This is a genomic window from Micromonospora inaquosa (genome assembly GCF_003857055.1).
GTDB classification, from domain to species: domain Bacteria; phylum Actinomycetota; class Actinomycetes; order Mycobacteriales; family Micromonosporaceae; genus Micromonospora; species Micromonospora inaquosa.
In genome coordinates this window covers 1-4,426 of record NZ_QGSZ01000047.1, presented here as the reverse complement: position 1 = coordinate 4,426, position 4,426 = coordinate 1, and the positions used below count along the sequence as shown (strand labels likewise).

The 4,426-nt window shown below is 71.8% G+C and carries 6 protein-coding genes and 1 pseudogene; 3 read left to right on the top strand and 4 right to left on the bottom strand.

The annotated features are described in order from the left end of the window. Both DLJ59_RS36150 and DLJ59_RS00500 read left to right on the top strand, forming a co-directional pair. Positions 1-483: pseudogene (locus DLJ59_RS36150) on the top strand (serine/threonine-protein kinase); the annotation flags it as partial. Positions 484-516: 33 nt separating this feature from the next. Continuing rightward, complete coding sequence (locus DLJ59_RS00500; protein WP_124770564.1) at positions 517-1,158, top strand: histidine phosphatase family protein; 642 nt, start codon at positions 517-519, stop codon at positions 1,156-1,158. Here the strand turns inward: DLJ59_RS00500 and DLJ59_RS00495 are convergent. The 4 genes from DLJ59_RS00495 to DLJ59_RS00480 are packed head-to-tail and all read right to left on the bottom strand — an operon-like array spanning position 1,148 to position 3,492. Then, on the bottom strand, positions 1,148-1,672 hold the full coding sequence (locus DLJ59_RS00495; RefSeq protein ID WP_124770563.1) for a GNAT family N-acetyltransferase: 525 nt from the start codon (positions 1,670-1,672) through the stop codon (positions 1,148-1,150). The two genes, DLJ59_RS00500 and DLJ59_RS00495, sit on opposite strands and share 11 nt — an antisense overlap. Positions 1,673-1,681: 9 nt before the next feature. Then, positions 1,682-2,182 carry a DinB family protein gene (locus tag DLJ59_RS00490; RefSeq protein WP_124770562.1) on the bottom strand — a complete coding sequence of 167 codons (501 nt, stop codon included), beginning with the start codon at positions 2,180-2,182 and terminating at the stop codon, positions 1,682-1,684. Positions 2,183-2,227: 45 nt separating this feature from the next. Next, entirely contained in the window at positions 2,228-2,668 is a 441-nt protein-coding gene (locus DLJ59_RS00485) for a VOC family protein (protein WP_124770561.1), read from the bottom strand. A 41-nt stretch (positions 2,669-2,709) separates the two neighbouring features. Beyond that, positions 2,710-3,492, bottom strand: coding sequence for a carbon-nitrogen hydrolase family protein (locus DLJ59_RS00480; protein ID WP_124770560.1), 783 nt, complete (start codon positions 3,490-3,492; stop codon positions 2,710-2,712). Between DLJ59_RS00480 and DLJ59_RS00475 the strand changes: the two genes are divergently transcribed. Beyond that, positions 3,491-4,273, top strand: a complete 783-nt coding sequence (locus DLJ59_RS00475; RefSeq protein WP_124770559.1) for a DedA family protein — start codon at positions 3,491-3,493, stop codon at positions 4,271-4,273. The genes DLJ59_RS00480 and DLJ59_RS00475 overlap by 2 nt on opposite strands. Positions 4,274-4,426: the final 153 nt, after the last annotated feature.

Below are 4,426 nucleotides of genomic sequence, written 5' to 3'. Positions count from 1 at the left end.
GATCTGGCCGTGCTGATCGGTGCCGGCGCCCTGCTCGCGGAGAATCCGTTCGACAACCCCGGCGCACCCGATCCGGCCGAGGTCGCCGACGCGCCCTCGACCTCCGCCCCGGCCACCGCACCAACGACGCACTCGCCGACGCCGGCCGCACCGTCCTCGCCGTCACCCTCTGCCACCACCGTGCCCCCGACGGGCGGGCAGCAGATACCGGTCAGCTTCCGGGAGGTGACCAGCGAGTTCGCGGCCGTCCTCGGCACCGCGGTCGCCCGCGGCGACGTCGAGCGGAAGACCGCCGAAGATCTGCGCGACGACCTCGCCGACCTCAACCGCCACACCAGGGACCGCGCCAAGCGGGTCGCCGACCTGCGGGACCGCATCGCCGAATTGGTGCGGCGGGACCGCCTACCAGCGCAGACGGGCGCGAAACTCGACGCTCTGCTCACGCAGGCCGGCAACTTCTCCTCCGGCCGTACGGACGACTGATACCCCTGTCGATACCGCTGGCATGATGTCCCGATGCGGACACGTCTGATCTTCGTGCGACACGGCGAGTCGGTCCACCAGCTCGAAGGAATCGTCGGTGGGCCTCGTGGCTGTCGGGGCCTCACCGCCCTCGGCCACGAGCAGGCACACAACCTGGCAAACCGGCTCACCGGTGATGTCGCCGCCGACGGGCCGGTGGCGGTCTACTCGTCAGTGCTGCGCAGGGCGGTCGAGACAGCGCAGCCGATCGGCGCGGCGTTCGGCGTCCGGCCCGTCGCCGACTGTGGTCTCTGCACCTGGCACACGCCCCCGTACGCCGACGGCCTTCCGACGGCCCGCTTCCGCACCGAACACGCGGTGGCGGGCGGCGGCGTGTTCCGACCGTTCGAGGAGGGCAACGAGAGCTGGGCCGAACTGGTGGTCCGGGTCAGCCGCGCCATCATGGAGATCGCCCACCGGCACCGTGGCTCCACGGTGGTCCTGGTCGGTCACAGCGAGACCGTCGAGGGCGCGTTCCACGCGCTCGGCGCGCAGCCGGTCTTCCGGGCGTTCGACCTGGACGTGCCCCCGGCCTCGATCACCGAATGGACCACCGACCACGACCCGGGCGGTTGGCCGCCGGCGCGCTGGACGCTCCGCCGCTTCGCCGACACCGGCGGGTGGGCTAGAGCGTGATCCAGTACCGGCGGGCCGGGCCGAGTTCGGTGTCCCGGACCTCCTCCAGGACGCCGCCCTGGCGCTCGATCGTCCTCGCCGAGGCGGTGTTGCCGGCCTCGCAGACGAGCAGCACCCGACCCAACCCGAGCGCCCGCGCCTCAGCGAGGATCCGGCCGAGCGCCCAGCTTGCCAGCCCCCGACGTCGCGCGGACGGCCGGATGCCGTAACCGATCTGGCCGGCAACCCGCAGGAGGTAGTCGTCGAGCTCGTGGTGTAGCGCGATCCCGCCGAGCACCCGGTCGTCCTCGACGATCCACCGGTACGTGCACCGCCCCCGACCAGCATCTTGCGGATTCTCCGGATCGGACTGGTCGGTCAGCCAGGTCACCCACGTCGCGAACCCGTCGGGCGAGCGCACCTCGTCGGTCGGGCGTAGCCCGAAACCGTCCTCGTGGCGGCCCGGCCCCCACTCGTCGTGCGCCTCCAGCCAGGCGGCGCGCAGACGGACGGTGGGCGCGACCAACTCGGGCATTCGGCGATGCTAGTCGGCGGCCAGGATCTGCTCGCGCAGGATCTCCGCGTGCCCGCAGTGCTGGGCAAACTCGCGCAGCACGTGCAGGTAGACCCACCGCAACGGCAGCGGGCCGCGTCGGTTGCCGCGCAGCAGGTCGTCGAGGCCCAGGCCGGACGTGGCGCGGCGGGACGCTTCGCAGGCTTCCCGGTGGGCGCGCTGGATGGTGGCGACGGTGTCGCCGTCGTCGAGGATGAACGACTCGTCCGGCGTGGCGGGAATGCCGATCTCCGAGCGGGGACGACACGTGACGGCCTCGTCGAACCAGACCTTCTCGACGAACGCGGCGTGCTTCACGAGACCCAGCAACGTGGTCCGGGACGGCACCAACGAGCGGCGCGCCTGCTCCTCGGTCAGCCCGTCCAGGTAGCCGTTGAGCGCCCTGCGGTGCTCGTCGATGAACGCCTCGAACTGCGCCTGGGCCGGCTGGGCGACGACATCGTCGGCGAAGGTTCCCGGGAAGGACGTCATTTCCGAAGCATTCCAAAGATCACCGTCAGCGCGCAAACACGATGCTCAGCCGAAGGAGAGGAGAGCGCCACGCTCGTCGAAGCGGGCCGTGCCCGCCCAGGCGATCTCCCAGCGGTTGCCCTCCGGGTCAGCGATGTAGCCGGAGCGCCCACCCCAGGACCGGTCGGTCGGCTCCGCCACCACCGTCGCGCCCGCCGCGACGGCAGCGGCGAACGCCGTGTCGACCTCGTCGCGGCTGTCGACATTGCAGGCCAGGGTGACCCCGGACCAACCTGCGGCCGGCGCGGGCACGCCCGGCGCCGCCTCGGCGGCCAACTCCGGCAGTGGGTAGAGCGCGAACAGCACACCGCCGAGCAGGAAGGCCGACCAGCCGTCGTCACTTGCCGGCAACTCGGGCCACCCCAACGACCGGTAGAACGACCGCAGCGCGGCGACATCGCGTGCTCCCACGGTGACCACGGACAGCCGGGAGGGCACAGTGCTCATGAGCCGATCCTGCCGCAGACGTACGACAGGTTCAGGCGCGGTCAGTCGAGGCTGACGCTGACCGACTCGCCCGGTTCGGTGCCCGCGCGGGCGAAGACCTCGCCGTCCGGTGTCCAGACGCCCGACTGCCCCGCCGCCTCGGTGTAGCCACCACCGGTCGACCCGGCGAAGCTCGCCACCGCCACCCAGATCCGGTGCGCGGTGGCGATCCGGTGCGCCCGCCGGTCCGTCACGGCGGCGTCGCACGCCGACTCCAGGACGCCCGCCGCGTACACGTCGATCCCGAGCGCCGTCGTCCGCGCCGCGTGCGCGGCCACGCCGGCGTCCTTGCAGATCGCCAACCCCACCCGCCAACCGTCCACATCGAGCACGACCGGCGCGTCGCCGGGCCGGAACCGGCGGGCCTCCGCGTCCCCCAGCCACATCTTGCGGTACGCCACCGTCGCACCGCCGCCGGTCACCGTCAGCATCGCGATGTGGTCACCCGCGACCGGCGCACCGGCCAGGGCCAGCGCGTTCGTCTCGGCGCACGCCTCGAACAGCGGCGCCAACCGTGGGTCGTCGGCCCACACGACCGGCGCGTCCAACTCGTACCCCGTCAGTGACAGCTCTGGGAAGACCACCAACCGGGCGCGCGCCGCGCGGACCGCCGCGGCGTGCGCCCGCGCGTTCTCCGCGACATCCAGGGGTACGCACGGCGGCTGCGCCACCGCGAGCCGAAGCGGGGTGCGGTTTTCCGCACCCCCGCCGGTGTGGTCGACCCGTGCGGCCGGGCGGTCCGCCTCATGGTCGACTCTCAGGATCACTTCGTAACGTGGGCGCATGATTCGAACGTCCCACGTCGTGTTCGCCACCGGAACCCCCGCCGCCGCAGCGGAACCACCGCAGGACGGGATCGTCGGCTACGTCACTGACCTGGTGGAACGACTCGGCGGACCGGGTGCCGGTCTGGCGGTGGCGTTGGAGAACCTCTTCCCGCCGATCCCCAGCGAGGTGATCCTGCCGCTGGCCGGGTTCGTCGCCGCGCAGGGCCGGATGAGTCTGATCGGTGCGATTTTCTGGACCACGCTGGGCTCGGTGCTGGGCGCGCTGGCGCTCTACCTGATCGGCGCGGCGCTGGGGCGCGACCGGATGCGCGCCATCGTGGCCCGGCTCCCACTGGTGAAGCTCAGCGACGTGGACCGGACCGAGGCGTGGTTCCTGCGGCACGGCGTGAAGGCGGTCTTCTTCGGTCGTATGATCCCGATCTTCCGGAGCCTGATCTCCATTCCGGCCGGCGTGGAGCGGATGCCGGTGAGCACGTTCCTGCTCTACACGACGCTGGGCAGCCTGATCTGGAACACCACCTTCGTGCTCGCCGGCTATCTGCTCGGCGACAACTGGCACCTCGTCGAGGGCTACGTCGGCACGCTCCAGAAAGTGGTGATCGTGGTCTGCGTGGCGGCGGCGGCCTGGTTCGTCGGGTCCCGCGTGCTGCGAGCCCGCCGCGCCGCGCGGAACCCCGAGCCGACCGAACCCGAGCAGAGCGCATTGAACGGGGTGCCCGACCCGGGCGGTCGCGGCACCCTCTACCGCAGCGGATCGTGGGCCTCGGACGACCGCTAGTCAGCCCTCTCTGGTGTCCTCCGCGTCGACTTCATACCTTTGCCCTGCTCCTTGCTTTCGCTCTCCTTCCTGCCTTTGCTCTGCTGCCCCCCATGCGCCACCCGGGGCACCGCCCGGGCGCGGCACGTGACGCGGAGCGAGGGGGGCAACAAC

Excerpts from the sequence above, each read along its gene's own strand:
- DLJ59_RS00500 (WP_124770564.1), top strand. The coding sequence starts at position 517 with ATGCGGACACGTCTGATCTTCGTGCGACACGGCGAGTCGGTCCACCAG.
- DLJ59_RS00495 (WP_124770563.1), bottom strand. The coding sequence starts at position 1,672 with ATGCCCGAGTTGGTCGCGCCCACCGTCCGTCTGCGCGCCGCCTGGCTG.
- DLJ59_RS00490 (WP_124770562.1), bottom strand. The coding sequence starts at position 2,182 with ATGACGTCCTTCCCGGGAACCTTCGCCGACGATGTCGTCGCCCAGCCG.
- DLJ59_RS00485 (WP_124770561.1), bottom strand. The coding sequence starts at position 2,668 with ATGAGCACTGTGCCCTCCCGGCTGTCCGTGGTCACCGTGGGAGCACGC.
- DLJ59_RS00475 (WP_124770559.1), top strand. The coding sequence starts at position 3,491 with ATGATTCGAACGTCCCACGTCGTGTTCGCCACCGGAACCCCCGCCGCC.
- DLJ59_RS00480 (WP_124770560.1), bottom strand. The coding sequence starts at position 3,492 with ATGCGCCCACGTTACGAAGTGATCCTGAGAGTCGACCATGAGGCGGAC.